At 70.1% G+C, this 1,034-nt stretch carries 1 protein-coding gene; it reads right to left on the bottom strand.

Going from position 1 to position 1,034, the window contains the following annotated elements:
* Window positions 1-170: 170 nt before the first annotated feature.
* Window positions 171-1,034: aldehyde dehydrogenase family protein (locus FDO69_RS40875; RefSeq protein ID WP_138430323.1), on the bottom strand; the 864-nt coding region annotated here is incomplete at its 5' end.

The raw sequence follows: 1,034 nt of genomic DNA, 5'->3' as shown, positions 1-1,034 counted from the left end.
CTTCGCGGATGGCCGGGGTGATGGTGACCCAGGCCAGGAGGATGTCGGCGCCGGGCAGGAGGTAGGGCAGTTCGTCCTCGGTGGCGTAGACGGTGTCCGTGAGGCGTTCGATGAGTGCGGTGGCCGGTGGCCGGTTGCCGCGGTGCAGGACGACGAGTCGGTCGGGCATGTCAGGCTCCGACGGGGACGGCGATGTACTTGTATTCGAGGAACTCCTCGATGCCGACGCGGCCGCCTTCGCGGCCGAGGCCGGACTGCTTGATGCCGCCGAAGGGGGCCGCGGGGTTGGAGACGAGGCCGGTGTTGAGGCCGATCATGCCGCTTTCGAGGCGTTCGGCGACGCGCAGGGCGCGGTCGAGGTTCTGGGTGAACAGGTAGGAGGCGAGGCCGAATTCGGTGTCGTTGGCGGCGGCGATGGCCTCGTCCTCGGTGGTGAAGGTGCGGATCGCGGCGACGGGTCCGAAGATCTCGGTGTCGGTGATCGCGGCGTCGGGGGTGATGCCGGTGAGGACGGTGGGCGGGTAGAAGCAGCCGGGTCCTTCGGGCAGTTCGCCGCCGGTCAGGACGGTGGCGCCGCGTTTGACGGCGTCCTGGACGAGGTCGTGGGCCTTGCTGCGGCCGACGGTGTCGATGAGGGGGCCGACGTCGGTGCCGGGTTGGGTGCCGTCGCCGACGGTGAGGGCGGCCATGCGGGCGGTGAGGCGCTGGGCGAACGCGTCGGCGATGGAGGTGTGGACGTAGATGCGGTTGGCGGCGCAGCAGGATTCGCCCATGTTGCGCATCTTGGCGACCAGGGTGCCCTCGACGGCGACGTCGAGGTCGGCGTCGTCGAAGACGATCAGGGGGGCGTTGCCGCCCAGTTCCATGCTGGTGCGGATGACGGTGTCGGCGCACTGGGCCAGCAGGATCCGGCCCACGCCGGTGGAACCGGTGAAGGACAGTTTGCGGATCTGCCCGCCGCGCAGGAGGGGTTCGACGACACCGGCGGCGTCGGTGGTGGTGACGATGTTCAGCACACCCTCGGGCAGGCCGGC

Source organism: Streptomyces tibetensis (assembly GCF_007655005.1).
GTDB classification, from domain to species: Bacteria; Actinomycetota; Actinomycetes; order Streptomycetales; family Streptomycetaceae; genus Streptomyces; species Streptomyces tibetensis.
Note: the sequence above shows the minus strand (reverse complement) of the source record. Positions and strands in the feature narration are given on the sequence as shown.